Source organism: Variovorax sp. Soil_C_26 (assembly GCF_057657075.1).
Window position 1 is genome coordinate 376336 of record NZ_JBDGJC010000002.1, and the last position, 16421, is coordinate 392756.

Sequence of the window (16421 nt, forward strand, 5' to 3'; positions counted from 1 at the left end):
CTCTTTCATGCACAGCGCGCCGTCGGTGATCTATCCGGTCGGGCGCTCGCGCGGTGCAGCCCGGATCCTGATCGCGGCGTGGGCACTGGGTGCGTGCTGCGCCGGCGTGTCCTGCTATTTTTTTGACGGCGCGGGCTGGCGCCAGGTGCTCCTGGTGCTGAGCGTGCTGTTCTCGGGCGGTGCTGCCGCGCTCGCGCTGCGAGGCGACGCTGCGGCCGAACTGCGTTTCGACGGGCGTCACTGGACGCTGGCGGGCGCGGAGACCGGCCGGGCGGTTGTTGCGGCGCGCGCGGCCGTGGCGCTCGACCTGCAATCACTGCTGCTGATCAGGCTGGCCGAGCCGGGTCGGTCGGTGCGCTGGGTGTGGGCCGAGCACAGTGCCATGCCCGAGCGCTGGCGCGACCTGCGCCGTGCGGTATATTCGCGCGCCCCGTCGGGTTCGACCGCCGGTGAGCCGTGGCGGGCGACCGCCCATGCCGATGGGCCCTGAACCTTCCAGATGACCACTTCCGTGCCGCCAGTGCCACCGGACTCGGGCTTGCCCGAGGGAGTCGCCGCTGCGCCGCGGCCGGGGGAGGTCGACCTGCAACTGGTCCAGCGCACCGTGGCCGGCGACCAGAAAGCCTTCGAACTTCTGGTCATCAAGTACCAACGCCGGATCGAGCGCCTGATCGGGCGCATGGTGCGCGACGTCGACCTGGTCGAGGATATCGCGCAGGAGACCTTCATCCGGGCCTATCGCGCGTTGCATCAGTTTCGCGGCGACGCGCAGTTCTACACCTGGCTCTACCGGATCGCGGTCAACACCGCCAAGAAGGCGCTGGTCGACATGAAGCGCGATCCGACCATTTCGGAAAGCGCCCTGCGCCCGTCTTCTGACGACGACGATGAAACTTACCGTCCGGGAAACGAACCAACCACCGACGAAACCCCCGAATCGGTGCTGGCGGCCAACGAAATCGCCCGCGTGGTCGAGATGGCCATGGATGCGCTGCCAGCCGAACTGCGTCAGGCTGTGACCCTGCGCGAAATCGAGGGCATGAGTTACGAAGAGATTGCCGAGGTCATGAATTGCCCCATCGGCACGGTGCGCTCGCGTATCTTCAGAGCGCGTGAGGCCATTTCGGCCAAGGTCAAGCCGATGCTGGACAACCAATCCGGCAAGCGGTGGTAGGTAAGCAGGTGAATGAAATGAATCAGAGCATGACGGTTCGTGAACAAGTGTCCGCACTCGCGGACGGTCATTTGCAAAGCGAGGACCTGGCGCAGGCCATCGAAGCGGTCTGCGCGCAGGAAGACGCCCGCGGCGCCTGGCAGGCCTACCATCTCGTGGGCGACGTGCTGCGCTCGGGCGCCCATTCGCCATGCACCGACACCGACGCCTTCCTGACGCGCTTTCAGCGGCGCCTGGCGGCCGAGCCCTTGGTGGTGCGGCCGGCCGCGGTGCCCGTGGCGCCCGCTACGTCGGTGCCTGCGGTTCGGCGCAAGGCGGACGCGGCCAACGAGCCGGTGTTCCGCTGGAAACTCGTCGCCGGTGCCGCGTCGCTGATGGCGGTCGCGGCCATCAGCTGGACCCTGGTCGGCAACGGCGCTGCCGTGCAGGCGCCGGGCGCTCAACTCGCGGCAACGCAGCCGCAGCCGGGCGCAGCGTCCGTGGTGGCCACAGCGGGTGCGAACGGCGCCGCGAATGCCGCCCCGACCGCGCGGGCGTCGACGCGCGTGCTGGTCGGCAACGGCAACCCGCAAGTGATGCTGCGCGATCCGCGACTCGACCAGTTGCTCGAGGCGCATCAGCAGGCCGGCGGCGCATCGCAGATGCCCTCGGGGTTCCTGCGCAATGCGACTTTCGAAGGCCCTTCGCGCTGATGTGCGCCGATCGCCACGCTCGATGACCGTTCCGATGCCCACCTCCGCTCGCGCGTTTGCGCTGGTGATCGCTGCCTTTTGCCTGGCCCATGTGGCGGTCGCCCAGACCCGGCCCGCGGCGGCGAACCCCAGAGGTGCGGCCTCGGCACAGGCCGGTGACGCGCCGCCGTCGCTGGGCGTTGTCGAGTGGCTGCAGCGCATGCACTCGGGGGCACGGCAGCGCAACTACATTGGTACCTTCGTAGTGTCGGCCGCGGGCGGCAATCTGTCGAGCGCGCGCATCTGGCATGTGCGCGACGGCGAGATGCAGATCGAGCGCATCGAGGCCTTGTCGGGGCCGCCACGCTCCACGTTCAGGCGCAACCACCATGTCATGACCTTCCTGCCCGAGGCGAAGGTCGTGAAGGTCGAGAAGCGCGAGAACTTCGATCTGTTCCCCAACCTGCCGGACAAGCCCGATTCGTCGATCGGCGACTTCTACGAGGTGCGGGCGCTCGGCAAGGACCGCGTGGCTGGTTTCGACACCGACGTGGTGCAGCTCGTGCCGCACGATGGCCTGCGCTTCGGCTACCGCATCTGGAGCGAGCGCCGCTCCGGCCTGCTCGTGAAGCTCCAGACCGTCGACAACGACTCCCGCGTGGTGGAGCAGTCGGCGTTCTCCGAACTCCAGCTCGATGCACCGATCAAGGCGCAGGCGCTGCTGCAGATGATGTCCAACACCAGTGGCTACCGCGTCGAGAAGCTCGAACTCGAGCGCAGCAGCGCGCATGACGAGGGCTGGACGCTCAAGACACCCGTCGCGGGCTTCCGGCCGCGCAGCTTCTACCGCCGCCCCGCGGGCGACAAGAGTGCGCAGGAACGCACCGTCCAGTGGACGTTTTCCGATGGCCTCGCTTCGGTCTCGCTTTTCATCGAACGCTACGATGAAAAGCGCGCGCCCCGCGACGGCGTGTTGACCATCGGTGCCACCAACGCGATTCGCCGTCGGCTGCCGGAGCCGGTGAGCGACTGGTGGCTCACGGCAGTGGGCGAGGTGCCGCAGCAGACGCTCAACGCATTTGCCCAGAGCCTTGCACGCACGCGCTGAAGTGGAACTGTCCCACGGCCGGTGCTGAACCAAGTTGGCATTGCAGACTCCATATCTCTTCTACTTTTTGCCGCTCTGTTCTTTTGAAAGAAAACCGATGATGTTCAAAGTCGAGGGACACCAGGTTCGTTCCTATCTCTTCGCATTCGGCATGGCATTCACCGGCGCAGCAGCGCTATTGCCCGCCGCGCCGGCTCATGCGCAGGCACCGCAGGTGCCCCAGATGCCGCAAGCGCGCGGTCTGCCCGATTTCGCAGACCTCGTCGAGCAGGTCGGCCCCGCGGTGGTCGGCATCCGCACGGTCGAGAAGGTCACGCGTGGCGGCGGTAACGGTGGCGGGGAAATGGACGAGGAGATGCAGGAGTTCTTCCGCCGTTTCTTCGGCCAGCCGCTGCCCGGCAACCCGCGCCCCGGCCCGCGCCCGAACCGCCCGCCGCAGGAGGAAGAGCGTCCGCGCGGCGTGGGTTCGGGTTTCATCCTGAGCGCCGACGGCTACGTGATGACCAATGCGCACGTGATCGAGGATGCTTCCGAGATCATCGTCACCCTGACCGACAAGCGCGAGTTCAAGGCCAAGCTGATCGGCGCCGACAAGCGCAGCGACGTTGCCGTGGTCAAGATCGAGGCCGCGGGCCTCCCCGCGGTGAAGGTGGGCGACATCTCGAAGCTGCGCGTCGGCGAATGGGTCATGGCGATCGGTTCGCCCTTCGGCCTCGAGAACACCGTGACGGCCGGCATCGTGAGCGCGAAGCAGCGCGACACCGGCGACCTGGTGCCGCTGATCCAGACCGACGTGGCGATCAACCCCGGCAATTCGGGTGGCCCGCTGATCAACCTGCGCGGCGAAGTGGTCGGTATCAACAGCCAGATCTACTCGCGCTCGGGCGGCTACATGGGCATTTCGTTCTCGATCCCGATCGACGAGGCGATCCGTGTCAGCGACCAGCTGCGCACCACCGGCCGCGTGTCGCGCGGCCTCATCGGCGTGACCATCGGCACGGTGTCGAAGGACGTGGCCGAATCCCTCGGCCTTGGCAAGGCGCGTGGGGCGGTCGTGAGCAGCGTGGTGCCGGGTTCGGCGGCCGACAAGGCCGGCGTGCGTCCGGGCGACATCATCACCAAGTACGGCGACAAGGTCATCGAGACGCCGACCGATCTGTCGCGCTCGGTCGCGAGCACCAAGCCGGGCATCAAGAGCACGCTGAGCGTCTTCCGCAACGGCAGCGCGCGCGAGCTGTCGATCACGGTGGCCGAAGGCGACCCTGAAGCCAAGCCCGCCGGCAAACGCCCGCAGGAGAGCGAAGAGCCGCAAGGCAAACCCTCGGCAGCCGGCAAGGCGTTGGGCTTGACGGTCACCGACCTGACCGAAGCGCAGAAGAAAGAGCTGAAGATGCGCGGTGGCGTGCGCATCGAAGCTGCGAGCGATGCCGCGGCGCGGGCCGGGCTCCGCGAAGGCGACGTGATCCTTGCCGTCGGGAACATCGAGGTCTCGGGCGTGAAGGATTTCGAGGCCGCGATCGCCAAGGCCGACAAGAGCAAGCCACTCAGCGTGCTGTTCCGCCGCGGCGAGTGGGCGCAATACGCACTGATCCGGCCCGCACGCTGATCCGGCCCAGCCGTCAAGTGGCCCCACCCTTCACTCGGGTTTGGGGCCCTTTTTTTGAGGTGTTTGCGACGTTCGAGCGCCTGGTTTCAAAAAAAGTTAATGGGGTGAAAAGAGTTGATTTTGTTAGTGAAAACTAACTTAAATCGGGCCTTAGGACGAATTTCGGTAGAATAGTGAACGCTGGGCGGTAGGTCAGTGCATAAGGAGGTGGGTTTCCTCCACCATGCGAGATGTCCTGCAGCAGTCCACCGGCGCTCCACAGATCGCCCACATGTTGTTCATGGAGTGCTCCACCGATCTTGTGGATAAGTTGTTAATATCTTTGATGTTGTGGACCCGCAACGACCCGTTTCGACCCTGTCCCTGGATGTACGCGCTTCCCTTTTTGCCTACAATGAAGTTCCAACTACTGCAGTTGCCATTGCTTGTTGGTTCAGGGCGCGTCTCCAGAAGACGCGCCCTTTTTTCTTGCCTGTCGCACTCTGCGCACGAGCCAATTCAAGTACTTAAGCGTTCCCGTTGATGAATCACATCAGAAATTTCTCGATCATTGCGCACATCGACCACGGCAAGTCGACGCTCGCAGACCGCTTGATCCAGCGTTGCGGCGGCCTCGCGGAGCGCGAAATGGAGGCGCAGGTTCTCGACTCGATGGACATCGAAAAAGAGCGTGGGATAACCATCAAGGCGCAGACCGCAGCACTGCACTACAAGGCGCGCGATGGACAGATCTACAACCTCAATCTGATCGACACGCCGGGCCACGTCGACTTCTCGTACGAAGTGAGTCGCTCGCTCTCCGCATGCGAAGGTGCGCTGCTCGTCGTCGACGCATCGCAAGGTGTCGAAGCGCAGACGGTGGCCAACTGCTACACCGCGCTCGATCTCGGTGTCGAGGTGGTGCCGGTGCTGAACAAGATCGACTTGCCGAACGCGGACCTCGACAACGCGCGCACCGAGATCGAAGACGTGATCGGCATCGATGCGACCGACGCGATTCCCTGCTCGGCGAAAACCGGCGTGGGCATCGACGAGATCCTCGAGACGATCGTCAAGCGCATGCCCGCACCACGCGGCAATCCCGACGGTCCGCTGCGCGCGATGATCGTCGACAGCTGGTTCGATGCGTACGTTGGTGTCGTCATGCTGGTGCGCGTGGTGGATGGACGGCTCGTCAAGGGCGAGCGCATCAAGATGATGGCCTCGGGCGCCATGTACAACGCCGACAACATCGGCGTCTTCACGCCGGCCACCGAGCCGCGCGCGTCGCTCGAGGCGGGCGAGGTGGGCTACATCATCGCGGGCATCAAGGAACTGCAGGCTGCCAAGGTCGGCGACACCGTGACGCTGATCAAGTCGGGCACGGGCGGCGCGGGGGCCACGGCCACCGAAGCGCTGCCGGGCTTCAAGGAAATCCAGCCGCAGGTGTTTGCCGGGCTCTATCCGACCGAGGCCAGCGAGTACGACTCGCTTCGCGATGCGCTCGAGAAGCTCAAGCTCAACGATTCGTCGCTGCGCTATGAGCCCGAGGTGAGTCAGGCTCTGGGCTTCGGTTTCCGCTGCGGCTTCCTCGGCCTGCTGCACATGGAGATCGTGCAGGAGCGGCTGGAGCGGGAGTTCGACCAGGACCTGATCACCACCGCGCCAAGCGTGGTGTACCAGGTGGTGCGCAACGACGGCGAGGTCATCATGGTCGAGAACCCGTCCAAGATGCCCGAAGTCGGCAAGATGAGCGAGATCCGCGAGCCGATCGTGACCGTTCATCTCTACATGCCGCAGGAATATGTCGGCGCGGTCATGACGCTCGCGAACCAGAAGCGCGGCGTGCAGTTGAACATGGCCTACCACGGCCGCCAGGTCATGCTGACCTACGAGATGCCGCTCGGTGAGATCGTGCTCGACTTCTTCGACAAGCTGAAGTCGGTCAGCCGGGGCTACGCCTCGATGGACTACGAGTTCAAGGAGTACCGGGCGTCGGACGTGGTCAAGGTCGACATCCTGCTCAACGGCGAGAAGGTCGACGCGCTGTCGATCATCGTGCACCGCAGCCAGTCGCAATACCGCGGCAGGGCGGTGGTGTCGAAGATGCGCGAGATCATTTCGCGCCAGATGTTCGACGTTGCGATCCAGGCTGCCATCGGGGTCAACATCATTGCGCGTGAGACAATCAAGGCGCTGCGCAAGAACGTGCTGGCCAAGTGCTACGGCGGCGACATCTCCCGCAAGAAGAAGCTGCTCGAGAAGCAGAAGGCGGGCAAGAAAAGAATGAAGCAGATCGGCTCCGTCGAGGTCCCGCAAGAGGCCTTCCTCGCGATTCTGCAAGTCGAAGACTGATCTCAAACATGGCATTCATTACTTCAGTGGTACTCGCGGCCTTCGTCGGCTACGTCGGTGCCTGGTACTTTGGTGCGCTCGAAGGCAACTTCGCGCTGCTGCTGTTCCTGGCCACGGTGGTCACCGGCCTGTACTGGCTGGCCGAGCGCTTCTACTTCCTGCCCCGGCGCGAGCGCGCCGCTGCGGCGCTCGAGGAGTCGCTCGCCGAGCGCAACGCGCGCCTCGCCGGCCAGGGCATCACGCAGGTCGACACGGTGGACCCGAAGGCGAGCGAGCGCTTGCTGATGCAGCCGTGGTGGCTCGACTGGACGGCCGGGCTGTTCCCGGTGATCCTGGTGGTGTTTCTGCTGCGTTCGTTCCTGTACGAACCCTTCAAGATTCCCTCGGGCTCGATGATGCCGACGCTGCTGACCGGCGACCTGATCCTGGTCAACAAGTTCACCTATGGCCTGCGCCTGCCGGTCATCAACACCAAGATCACCGAGGGCACGCCGCTGGCCCGCGGCGACGTGGTGGTCTTCCGCTATCCGCCCAAGCCGAGCATGGACTACATCAAGCGCGTGGTCGGCATCCCGGGCGACGAGGTCGCCTACCTCAACAAGAAGCTCACCATCAACGGCCAACCGGTACCCAAGCAGCCGCTGCCCGACTATCTCGACAGCGAATCGATGCGGCTGCTGAAGCAGTTCAGCGAAGACCTTGGCAGCAAGCAGCACCGCCTCCTCAACGACGATGCAGGCCCGGCCTTCGTGCAGGGGGTGACCGATTTCCCGTTTCGCGAGAATTGCCGCTATTCGGTGGAGGGCGTGGTGTGCAAGGTGCCCGCCGGCAACTACTTCATGATGGGCGACAACCGCGATAATTCGGCCGACTCGCGTTTCTGGGGCTTCGTGCCCGACAAGAACATCGTCGGACGAGCGTTCTTCGTGTGGATGAATTTCGGAGACCTGGGTCGCATCGGTCCGTTCCAATAAGCAATCGAGATACTCGAGGGGGTTAGGGATATGAAGTCGAATCCATTCATCCGCAGCGCCGGGGCTTCGCGGCAGCGCGGCATTTCGTTCCTCGGCCTGGTCTTCGTGGCCGTGGTGCTGGCGTGCGTGGGCGTCGTGGTCGCGCAGGTCATTCCGACGCTGATCGAATACCAGGCCATCAACAAGGCCGCCAACAAGGCCAAGGAAGGCACCACGGTGCCCGAAGTGCGCGCAATCTTCGACCGGGCGCAGGCGATCGACGACTTCAAGTCGGTCTCCGGCAAGGACCTCGACATCCGCAAGGAAGGCGACCGGGTGGTCGTCTCGTATGCCTACGAGCGCGAGATCCCGTTGTTCGGCCCGGCCTACCTGGTGCTCAAGTACAAGGGCGAGGCCCGCTGAACGCGGCGACACGCAAGGTGGACGGTGGCCTCGTTGCGCTGCAGGAGCGCCTCCAGCATTCGTTCTCGGACCCGCGGCTGCTTCAGCTCGCGCTGACGCACCGCAGCTTCTCCGCCGACCACAACGAGCGCCTCGAGTTCCTCGGCGACTCGGTGCTCAACCTCGCGGTTTCGCACCTGCTCTACATCCGGCTTTCGGCGCTGCCCGAGGGCGACCTTTCCCGCGTGCGGGCCAATCTGGTCAAGCAGGACACGCTGCACCAGCTGGCGGTCGACCTGGCGCTGTCGCCGCTGTTGCGGCTCGGGGAAGGCGAGGCACGCTCGGGTGGCCCGAACCGGCCCTCGATCCTGGCCGACGCGCTCGAGGCGCTGATCGGCGCGGTCTACCTCGACGCCGGCTTCGCCGCCGCCGAGGCGCTGGTGCATCGGCTCTACGACGCGGTCGAGATCAATCCGCGAATGCAGGCTGCGGCCAAAGACCCGAAGACCGAATTGCAGGAATGGCTCCAGGGCCACAAAATGAAGTTGCCGGCGTATCGCGTGGTGGACACGCTCGGCGCAGCGCACAAGCAGACCTTCGATGTCGAGTGCGAAGTGCCGGAGCTGGGCCTGCGCGAGCGCGGCATCGGTGGCTCGCGCCGCGCCGGCGAGCAGGCCGCCGCGGCGGCCATGTTGATCCGGCTCAAGGCACGCGGCGCCGCGTGAAACCAGAATGAACGACGTAATCGACTCAGCAGCAGCAGACGCCCCGGAGCCTCCGGCCGGTCCGAACGCAAGCGGTCCGCAGCACTGCGGGCTGGTGGCCATCGTCGGCAAGCCCAACGTGGGCAAGTCGACGCTGCTCAATGCGCTGGTCGGCCAGAAGATCAGCATCACCTCGCGCAAGGCGCAAACCACGCGGCACCGCATCACGGGCATGCGCACGCGGGGGGCGACGCAGTTCGTGTTCGTCGACACGCCGGGTTTCCAGACCCTGCATGCCAACGCGCTCAACAAGTCGCTGAACAAGACCGTGCAGGGGGCCGTGGGCGACGTGGACCTGATCCTCTTCGTGGTCGAGGCCGGGAGCTTCACGCCCGCCGACGAGCGCGTGCTCAAGCTGCTCGGCAAGGGCATTCCCACGGTGCTGCTCGCCAACAAGCTCGACAACGTGCACCGCCGCGGCGACATCGCCCCCTGGCTGCAGCAGATGCAGCAGAAGCACGCTTTCACCGAATTCGTGCCGATGTCGGCCAAGAATGCCAAGGACGTCGAACGCCTGTTCGGCGTCTGCGAGAAATACCTGCCCGAGCAGCCCTGGTTCTACGCCGAGGACGAACTGACCGACCGCAGCGAGAAATTCCTCGCGGGCGAGCTGGTGCGCGAGAAACTGTTTCGTCTGACCGGCGATGAGCTGCCCTACACCTCGACGGTCATCATCGACAAGTTCGAGGAAGAGCCGCCGCAGAAGAAGGGGCAGAAGCGCCTGCTGCGCATCGCCGCGACCATCGTCGTCGAGCGCGACGGCCACAAGGCCATGGTCATCGGCGACAAGGGCGAGCGCATCAAGCGCATCGGCATGGAAACGCGGGTCGAGCTCGAAAAGCTCGCCGACGCGAAGGTCTTCCTCGAGCTGTGGGTGAAGGTGCGCTCCGGCTGGGCCGACGACGAAGCCCGCGTGCGCTCCTTCGGCTACGAATGAAGTGGCGACGGCTGCCCACCGCGTTTCGCACGAACCGGCGTACGTGCTCCACCGCTACGACTGGAGCGAGTCGAGCCTGATCCTCGAGGTCTTCACGCGGCACCACGGGCGCATCGCGCTGGTGGCCAAGGGCGCGAAGCGGCCGAGTTCCAATTTCAGGCCGGTGCTGCTGCCGCTGCAGCCACTGCAGCTCAACTACGGCGGCGACGCCGAGATCCGCACCCTTAAAGGTGCCGAATGGATGGGCGGCCATGTCATGCCCACGGGCGAGGCGCTGCTCTCGGGCTATTACGTCAACGAGCTGCTGCTGCGCCTGCTCGCGCGCGACGATCCCCACGAAGCGCTGTTCGACGCCTATGCCGGCGTGGTGCAGGTGCTTGCCGGCGACCATGCCGGTGCGCAGGCGGCCACCCAGGCCGCGGCGCTGCGCGCCTTCGAATTGCTGCTGCTGCGTGAAGTGGGCTTGCTGCCTTCGCTCGATGTCCAGACGCTGACGCTCGAGCCGCTCTCGGCCGACGCGCACTACAGTCTGGTGCCCGAAGCCGGCCTCCGGCTTGCGGCCGGCGGCGAAGCGGCGCTGCGCGGCACCGACTGGCGGTCGCTGCAGGCCGTGCTCGACGACCGGGCGCCGTTCACGGCCACGCTGCGCGAGATCGCGAACCTGGACGCCGGCAGCAACGGTGCGTTGAGAAACCAGCTGCGCCCTCTGCTCAACTACCATTGCGGTGTGTCCACGCTGCGTACGCGGCAGATGATGAGAGATTTGCAAGCCCTATGAGCACTTCCGGCCCAACGACCACCTCGCTGTCGGTCAATCTCAACAAGGTAGCGCTGGTGCGCAACACCCGCCAGCTCGGCATTCCGAGCGTGGTGGCCGCCGCCGAGGCCTGCCTCGCCGCCGGCGCGCAGGGCATCACGGTGCATCCGCGGCCCGACGCGCGCCACATACGCGCGCACGACGTGCACGACCTGGCGGCACTGCTCGCCGCAAAGTGGCCGGCCATCGAGTTCAACATCGAAGGCAACCCGTTCCACAACCTGATGGACTTCGTGCGCGAACAGAAGCCGCACCAGGCCACCTTCGTGCCCGACAGCGAAACGCAGTCGACCAGCGACCACGGCTGGAGCTTCCCGGAGGACGCCGAGCGCCTGCGCCCGGTGATTGCCGAAGCGCGTGCGCTCGGCGTGCGCGTGAGCCTCTTCATGGACCCGATTCCCGAGATGATGGCCGCGGCCAAAGCCGTGGGCGCCGACCGCGTCGAGCTGTACACCGAGGGCTATGCCGCTGCGCGCGGCACCGCCGGCGACGAGGCCGTGCTTGCGCGCTACGCCGAAGCGGCGCGCGCGGCGCAGGCCGCCGGCCTGGGAGTCAATGCCGGGCACGACCTGAGCCGCGACAACCTCACGCCTTTCTTGCGCGCCGTGCGCGGTGTGCACGAGGTCTCGATCGGCCATGCATTCATCGCCGATGCGCTCGAGCTCGGCTATGCCGCCACCACGCGGGCCTACCTGCGCTGCATCGCCGACGCGTCATGATCTACGGCATCGGCACCGACATCTGCGACGTGCGGCGCATCGCCGCGACCTTCGAGCGCCAGGGCGAGCGTTTTGCCGAGCGCGTGCTGAGCGAGGCCGAATTCGTGGTCTGGAAGAGCCGCAGCGCGCGCTGGCCGAAGCGCGGCCTGAGCTATCTCGCCACCCGCTTTTCCGCCAAGGAGGCATTCAGCAAGGCGATCGGCATGGGCATGCGCATGCCGATGAGCTGGCGCCTGTGCGAGATCGCGAACCTGCGAAGCGGCAAGCCGGTGATCGTGCTGCATGGCGAACTCAAGCGGTGGTTCGAGGCCCAGGGCCTCACGGCGCACGTCACCGTGACCGACGAGACCGACTATGCGGCGAGCTTCGTCGTGGTGGAGAAGGCATGACGGCCGCAAGGGCGCCGCATAACGGCGGCCATGCGCCGCTGATCATCGACGTGGCGGGCACCGAACTCACCGATGCCGACCGCCGCCGCGTGCGCGATCCGCTGGTGGGTGGCGTGATCCATTTCGCCCGAAACTGGCACGACCGTGCCCAGATGACCGCGCTCAACGCCGAGTTGAAGGCCATCCGGCCCGACCTGCTGATTTGCGTGGACCACGAAGGTGGCCGGGTCCAGCGCTTTCGCACCGACGGTTTCACGCGCCTGCCGTCGATGCGGGCGCTGGGCGAACTGTGGATGCGCGATGCCATGCGCGCCACCCAGGCCGCGACCGCGGCAGGGCAGGTGCTGGCCGCGGAGCTGCGCGCCTGCGATGTCGACTTCAGCTTCGCGCCGGTGCTCGACCTCGACCACGGCGGCAGCGGCGTGATCGGCGACCGCAGCTTCCACCGCGATCCGCGCGTGGTGGCCATGTTGGCCAAGAGCGTGGCACACGGCATGCTGCAGGCCGGCATGGCCAACTGCGGCAAGCACTTTCCGGGACACGGTTTCGTCAAGGCCGATTCGCATGTCGAGATTCCGGTCGACCGGCGCGGTCTCAAGGCCATCCTGGCGGACGACGCGCGGCCGTTCGAATGGCTCGCGGGCACGCTCACGGCCGTGATGCCCGCGCACGTTATCTATCCAAAAGTCGACAAGCGACCCGCGGGTTTCTCGCGCAAATGGCTGAAGGATGTGCTGCGCGAGCGGCTGGCCTTCGACGGCGCCATCTTCAGCGACGACCTGAGCATGGAGGCGGGGCGCTACATCGACGGCGAACTGCTGAGCTACGCCGACGCGGCACTTGCGGCGCTCGATGCGGGCTGCGATCTTGCGATGCTTTGCAACCAGAGCATCGGTGATGGGCTGGCGCTCGATGGGCTGCTCGACGGCTTCCAGTCGGCAGCGAGGACGGGACGCTGGCACCCCGATGCGGCCAGCGAGTCGCGGCGGCGGGCGCTGCTCCCCGGTGCTTCGCCGCTCGGTTGGCAGGCGCTGGCCGGATCTCCAGGGTACCGGCACGCCCGGCAAGTGCTGGCGAAGGCGGAGCTGGCCGCTGCGCAGGGCGTCTAGCCTGCGAGCGGATTCGCCCACAGGCGTTCGCCGCCCGTCTCCAGGTGCGTCAGGTAAAGCCGCACGTCGAATTCCAGCCGGTGGTAGTCGGGCGCCATGTGCTCGCACAGCGCATAGAAGCTCTTGTCGTGCTCGCGCTCCTTCATGTGCGCGAGTTCATGCACCACGATCATGCGCAGCCATTCGAGTGGCACTTCCCTGAACAGGGTCGCGACGCGGATTTCGCGTTTGGCCTTGAGCTTGCTGCCCTGAACGCGCGAGACGGTGGTGTGCGTGCCGAGTGCGTTGCGGATCACATGGAGCTTGCTGTCGAATGCCACCTTCGACAGCGGCGGGGCCTTGCGCATGAAGTCGTTCTTGAGCGCACTCACGTATTCGTAGAGCGCGCGGTCGGTCTGCACGTCGTGCATCGGCCCCGGATAGCGCTTCTGCAGCAAGGGCCCCAGCCCGTCGGTCGCCACGAGCTGCTGGACCTGCGCCAGCAACGCGGGGGGATAGCCCGCGAGGTACTTCATGCAGCCGATCCGGCGCAGGCGAGCCCGGTGGCCACGCCGCCGAACAGATCGCCCTCGACCAGCGGCACGCCGGCAAAGCTCTTGCGCAGCGCCTGCTGGAACGGCCGCAAGGCCGAGGAGCCGCCGGTCAGGTAGATCGCGTCGAGGTCGCCGCTGCGCAGGCCCGCGCGCCGCACGCAGGCATGTGCGCAGGCGACCACGTCGTCGAGCAGGGACGACAGCTGCTGCGCCATGTCGGCGGGCGAGAGCGAGGCCGACAGGTTGCGCTCGGCGCACGACAGGTCGATCTCGGCGCTTGCGTCCTGCACCGAGGCGGCGATCTTCGCCTGCTCGACCTCGCTGGCGATCCGGTGGCCGTGCCGTTCCTCGAGCACCGTCATCAGCCGGTCGTGCAGCCGCGTGTCGGCGTAGCTGGAACGCAAATCCTTCGCCTGCCGCAGCGCCTTGGCGGCATACAGCCAGTTGATCAGGTGCCAGGACGACAGGTCGAAAAAGACCTTGCTCGGCACTTCGCGGCCCTGCGCGCCGGTGTGGCGGAATCCGAATGCGGGCATCACGCGGTCGAGGTTGAGGCGTTGGTCGAAATCGGTCCCGCCGATGTGCACGCCGCTGGTGGCGAGCACGTCGCCGCTGCGGTCGTCGCGCTCCGCACGCTCGGGGCCGACGCGCACGACCGTGAAGTCGGAGGTGCCGCCGCCGACGTCGACGATCAGCACCAGCGATTCCTTGGCGATGCGCTGCTCGTAGTCGAAGGCCGCCGCGATCGGCTCGAGCTGGAACGCGATGTCATTGAAGCCCGCCGCGCGCGCTGCGTGGCGCAGGCTCTCCTCGGCCCGCTCGTCGCGCTTCGCATCGCCGTCGACGAAATGAACCGGGCGCCCGATCACCACGCGCTCGGGCGTGCGCCCCAGCTCGCGGCCCGCACGGACGGCGAGCTCGCGCAGGAAACGCGCAATGATGTCTTCGAAGCTCACAAGGCCGTCGTAGATGGCGGTCTTCTCCTGCATCAGCGGACTGCCCAGCAGGCTCTTGAGCGAGCGCATCAGTCGACCTTCGACGCCCGCGAGGTACAGCGCAATGGCATCGCGGCCGAAGTGGGTGCTGCGGTCCTCGGCGTTGAAGAAGATCGCGGTCGGCAGCGTGGTCGCGGTGCCCTCGACCGGCAGCAGCCGCACCGCGCCGTCGACGCGGCAGGCGACGGCTGAATTGGAGGTGCCGAAGTCGATGCCGATCGTCGGCAGCGACGACGGGGAACGCACGTTCAAGCTTCCCTGCGCAGCGCCGGAAACAGGATCACGTCGCGGATGCTCGGTGAATCCGTCAGCAGCATCATCAGTCGGTCGATGCCGATGCCGCAGCCGCCGGTGGGCGGCATGCCGTACTCGAGCGCCCGCACGAAATCGTGGTCGTAGTACATGGCTTCATCGTCGCCGCTGTCCTTGGCGGCCACCTGCGCGTTGAAGCGCGCGGCCTGGTCCTCGGCATCGTTGAGCTCGCTGAAGCCATTGCCGAATTCGCGCCCGGTGATGTAGAGCTCGAAGCGCTCGGTGACCTCGGGCCGGTCGTCGTTGGCGCGTGCCAGCGGCGAGATCTCGGTTGGATGTTCCATGATGAAGGTGGGCTGCCAGAGCTTTTCTTCCACCGTCTCTTCGAAGTACATGACCTGCAGGCTCGCGAGGCTGCGCTGCGAGAGCTTGTCCTTCTCTTCGCTGAGGCCGAGCTTGCGCAATGCGTTGACCAGCCACGCGCTGTCGTCCACGCCCTGCGCCACGTCCGCGGCGTCGGTGTACTTGAGGATCGCCTCGCGGATCGTCAGCCGCTCGAAGGGCTGCGTCAGGTCGACCGGCTTTCCCTGGTAGGTGAGCTGCTGGGTGCCCACGGCCTTGTCGGCGATGGTGCGGATCAGCGTCTCGGTGAAGTCCATCAGGTCGCGGTAGTTCCAGTAGGCCGCGTAGAACTCCATCATCGTGAACTCGGGGTTGTGCCGTACCGAGATGCCTTCGTTGCGGTAGCTCCGGTTGATCTCGAACACGCGCTCGAAGCCGCCGACGATCAGGCGCTTCAGGTACAGCTCGGGCGCGATGCGCAGGAACATCTCCTGGTCGAGCGCGTTGTGGTGGGTCTTGAACGGCTTGGCGTTCGCGCCGCCCGGAATCGGGTGCAGCATCGGCGTCTCGACCTCGAGGAAGTCGTTGGCCACCATGAACTCGCGCAGCGCGCTCACGGCCTTGCTGCGCGCGGTGAAGCGCACGCGGGCGGTTTCGTCGGTGATCAGGTCGACATAGCGCTGGCGGTACTTCTGCTCCTGGTCGGCCATGCCGTGAAACTTGTCGGGCAGCGGACGCAGGCTCTTGGTGAGCAGGCGCAGCGTGGTCACCTTGACCGACAGCTCGCCGGTCTTGGTCTTCATCAGCGTGCCTTCGGCGCCGACGATGTCGCCGAGGTCCCAGCGCTTGAAGTCCGCATAGACCTCCTCGCCGACCGCGTCGCGCGTCACGTAGAGCTGGATGCGGCCGGTGGCGTCCTGCAGCGTTGCGAAGCTGGCCTTGCCCATCACGCGCTTGAGCATCATGCGGCCCGCCACGCTCACGGCCACGGCCTTCGCTTCGAGCGCCTCGGCCTCGACGGCGCCGTGCGCCTCGCCGAGCGCGGCGGCCCGGTGGCCTGGCTTGAAGTCGTTGGGAAACGCGACGCCCTTGCCCTCGGCCTGCGCGGCGCGCAGCAGCTTGAGTTTTTCGCGGCGTTCCGCAATGAGCTGGTTGTCGTCGGCGGCCGGTGCGGCGGGTGCCACTGCGGCGGGCGTGGGAATGTGGGGGGTCAGGTGATCGGACATGGAAGGCGGGGAGGGCGCATCGGGAGCGTGCGCAACCGCGCATTTTAGCCGATGAAGTCCGGGCCGAACCGGCCAGAAAAGCCCGTCAAT

Annotated in this window: 17 protein-coding genes; 14 read left to right on the forward strand and 3 right to left on the reverse strand. The window is 66.2% G+C overall.

The genetic code is table 11. The annotated features are described in order from the left end of the window. Window positions 1-7: 7 nt before the first annotated feature. The 14 genes from AC3A6G_RS07255 to nagZ all read left to right on the forward strand — a co-directional run bounded on the left by AC3A6G_RS07255 (window position 8) and on the right by nagZ (window position 12983). Window positions 8-490, forward strand: coding sequence for a hypothetical protein (locus AC3A6G_RS07255; RefSeq protein ID WP_487859594.1), 483 nt, complete (start codon window positions 8-10; stop codon window positions 488-490). A gap of 9 nt (window positions 491-499) precedes the next feature. After that, window positions 500-1174 carry an RNA polymerase sigma factor RpoE gene (gene rpoE / locus AC3A6G_RS07260; protein WP_487859595.1) on the forward strand — a complete coding sequence of 225 codons (675 nt, stop codon included), beginning with the start codon at window positions 500-502 and terminating at the stop codon, window positions 1172-1174. A gap of 17 nt (window positions 1175-1191) precedes the next feature. Further along, window positions 1192-1866: a sigma-E factor negative regulatory protein gene (locus AC3A6G_RS07265; RefSeq protein WP_487873430.1), complete on the forward strand. Its 675-nt coding sequence runs from the start codon at window positions 1192-1194 to the stop codon at window positions 1864-1866. A gap of 22 nt (window positions 1867-1888) precedes the next feature. Then, a complete protein-coding gene (locus AC3A6G_RS07270) occupies window positions 1889-2953 on the forward strand; it encodes a MucB/RseB C-terminal domain-containing protein (RefSeq protein ID WP_487873431.1) in 1065 nt (354 codons plus the stop codon). 97 nt (window positions 2954-3050) lie between these two features. Continuing rightward, a complete protein-coding gene (locus AC3A6G_RS07275) occupies window positions 3051-4559 on the forward strand; it encodes a DegQ family serine endoprotease (protein ID WP_487873432.1) in 1509 nt (502 codons plus the stop codon). Window positions 4560-5081: 522 nt separating this feature from the next. Beyond that, window positions 5082-6893, forward strand: a complete 1812-nt coding sequence (lepA, locus tag AC3A6G_RS07280; protein ID WP_487873433.1) for a translation elongation factor 4 — start codon at window positions 5082-5084, stop codon at window positions 6891-6893. 8 nt (window positions 6894-6901) lie between these two features. Next, window positions 6902-7867 (forward strand): signal peptidase I, encoded by a 966-nt coding sequence (gene lepB / locus AC3A6G_RS07285; protein WP_487859600.1) that lies wholly within the window; start codon window positions 6902-6904, stop codon window positions 7865-7867. 30 nt (window positions 7868-7897) lie between these two features. Beyond that, window positions 7898-8269, forward strand: a complete 372-nt coding sequence (locus AC3A6G_RS07290) for a DUF4845 domain-containing protein (protein ID WP_487859601.1) — start codon at window positions 7898-7900, stop codon at window positions 8267-8269. 17 nt (window positions 8270-8286) lie between these two features. After that, entirely contained in the window at window positions 8287-8973 is a 687-nt protein-coding gene (gene rnc / locus AC3A6G_RS07295) for a ribonuclease III (protein ID WP_487859602.1), read from the forward strand. A 7-nt stretch (window positions 8974-8980) separates the two neighbouring features. After that, window positions 8981-9949, forward strand: coding sequence for a GTPase Era (gene era, locus AC3A6G_RS07300; protein WP_487859603.1), 969 nt, complete (start codon window positions 8981-8983; stop codon window positions 9947-9949). A gap of 1 nt (window position 9950) precedes the next feature. Further along, entirely contained in the window at window positions 9951-10727 is a 777-nt protein-coding gene (gene recO, locus AC3A6G_RS07305) for a DNA repair protein RecO (protein ID WP_487859604.1), read from the forward strand. Beyond that, on the forward strand, window positions 10724-11485 hold the full coding sequence (locus AC3A6G_RS07310; RefSeq protein WP_487859605.1) for a pyridoxine 5'-phosphate synthase: 762 nt from the start codon (window positions 10724-10726) through the stop codon (window positions 11483-11485). Before recO ends, AC3A6G_RS07310 begins: the two co-directional genes overlap by 4 nt. Next, complete coding sequence (gene acpS / locus AC3A6G_RS07315) at window positions 11482-11874, forward strand: holo-ACP synthase (protein WP_487859606.1); 393 nt, start codon at window positions 11482-11484, stop codon at window positions 11872-11874. The genes AC3A6G_RS07310 and acpS overlap by 4 nt, the downstream gene beginning before the upstream one ends. Beyond that, window positions 11871-12983, forward strand: a complete 1113-nt coding sequence (nagZ, locus tag AC3A6G_RS07320) for a beta-N-acetylhexosaminidase (protein WP_487859607.1) — start codon at window positions 11871-11873, stop codon at window positions 12981-12983. Before acpS ends, nagZ begins: the two co-directional genes overlap by 4 nt. Here nagZ and AC3A6G_RS07325 read toward each other — a convergent pair. Genes AC3A6G_RS07325 through lysS form a run of 3 tightly spaced genes read right to left on the reverse strand, consistent with a single transcriptional unit; the run spans window position 12980 to window position 16331 of the window. Further along, entirely contained in the window at window positions 12980-13498 is a 519-nt protein-coding gene (locus AC3A6G_RS07325; protein ID WP_487859608.1) for a M48 metallopeptidase family protein, read from the reverse strand. The two genes, nagZ and AC3A6G_RS07325, sit on opposite strands and share 4 nt — an antisense overlap. Next, complete coding sequence (locus tag AC3A6G_RS07330) at window positions 13495-14763, reverse strand: Hsp70 family protein (protein WP_487873434.1); 1269 nt, start codon at window positions 14761-14763, stop codon at window positions 13495-13497. Before AC3A6G_RS07330 ends, AC3A6G_RS07325 begins: the two co-directional genes overlap by 4 nt. After that, window positions 14760-16331 (reverse strand): lysine--tRNA ligase, encoded by a 1572-nt coding sequence (gene lysS / locus AC3A6G_RS07335; RefSeq protein ID WP_487873435.1) that lies wholly within the window; start codon window positions 16329-16331, stop codon window positions 14760-14762. The genes AC3A6G_RS07330 and lysS overlap by 4 nt, the downstream gene beginning before the upstream one ends. Window positions 16332-16421: the final 90 nt, after the last annotated feature.

Excerpts from the sequence above, each read along its gene's own strand:
- AC3A6G_RS07255 (WP_487859594.1), top strand. The coding sequence starts at position 8 with ATGCACAGCGCGCCGTCGGTGATCTATCCGGTCGGGCGCTCGCGCGGT.
- rpoE (WP_487859595.1), top strand. The coding sequence starts at position 500 with ATGACCACTTCCGTGCCGCCAGTGCCACCGGACTCGGGCTTGCCCGAG.
- AC3A6G_RS07265 (WP_487873430.1), top strand. The coding sequence starts at position 1,192 with ATGAATCAGAGCATGACGGTTCGTGAACAAGTGTCCGCACTCGCGGAC.
- AC3A6G_RS07270 (WP_487873431.1), top strand. The coding sequence starts at position 1,889 with ATGACCGTTCCGATGCCCACCTCCGCTCGCGCGTTTGCGCTGGTGATC.
- AC3A6G_RS07275 (WP_487873432.1), top strand. The coding sequence starts at position 3,051 with ATGATGTTCAAAGTCGAGGGACACCAGGTTCGTTCCTATCTCTTCGCA.
- lepA (WP_487873433.1), top strand. The coding sequence starts at position 5,082 with ATGAATCACATCAGAAATTTCTCGATCATTGCGCACATCGACCACGGC.
- lepB (WP_487859600.1), top strand. The coding sequence starts at position 6,902 with ATGGCATTCATTACTTCAGTGGTACTCGCGGCCTTCGTCGGCTACGTC.
- AC3A6G_RS07290 (WP_487859601.1), top strand. The coding sequence starts at position 7,898 with ATGAAGTCGAATCCATTCATCCGCAGCGCCGGGGCTTCGCGGCAGCGC.
- era (WP_487859603.1), top strand. The coding sequence starts at position 8,981 with ATGAACGACGTAATCGACTCAGCAGCAGCAGACGCCCCGGAGCCTCCG.
- AC3A6G_RS07310 (WP_487859605.1), top strand. The coding sequence starts at position 10,724 with ATGAGCACTTCCGGCCCAACGACCACCTCGCTGTCGGTCAATCTCAAC.
- acpS (WP_487859606.1), top strand. The coding sequence starts at position 11,482 with ATGATCTACGGCATCGGCACCGACATCTGCGACGTGCGGCGCATCGCC.
- nagZ (WP_487859607.1), top strand. The coding sequence starts at position 11,871 with ATGACGGCCGCAAGGGCGCCGCATAACGGCGGCCATGCGCCGCTGATC.
- AC3A6G_RS07325 (WP_487859608.1), bottom strand. The coding sequence starts at position 13,498 with ATGAAGTACCTCGCGGGCTATCCCCCCGCGTTGCTGGCGCAGGTCCAG.
- lysS (WP_487873435.1), bottom strand. The coding sequence starts at position 16,331 with ATGTCCGATCACCTGACCCCCCACATTCCCACGCCCGCCGCAGTGGCA.